General features: G+C 55.6%; 1 rRNA gene. It reads left to right on the top strand.

Features of this window, described 5'->3' with window-relative positions:
- Positions 1 to 277, top strand: a 16S ribosomal RNA gene (locus tag NNO02_RS23920); the annotation flags it as partial.

The raw sequence follows: 277 nt of genomic DNA, 5'->3' as shown, positions 1-277 counted from the left end.
CACGGTCCAGACTCCTACGGGAGGCAGCAGTGGGGAATATTGCACAATGGGCGCAAGCCTGATGCAGCCATGCCGCGTGTATGAAGAAGGCCTTCGGGTTGTAAAGTACTTTCAGCGAGGAGGAAGGTGTTGTGGTTAATAACCGCAGCAATTGACGTTACTCGCAGAAGAAGCACCGGCTAACTCCGTGCCAGCAGCCGCGGTAATACGGAGGGTGCAAGCGTTAATCGGAATTACTGGGCGTAAAGCGCACGCAGGCGGTCTGTCAAGTCGGATG

It is taken from the genome of Citrobacter sp. Awk 2 (assembly GCF_028069815.1).
Taxonomy (GTDB): domain Bacteria; phylum Pseudomonadota; class Gammaproteobacteria; order Enterobacterales; family Enterobacteriaceae; genus Citrobacter.
Note: the sequence above shows the minus strand (reverse complement) of the source record. Positions and strands in the feature narration are given on the sequence as shown.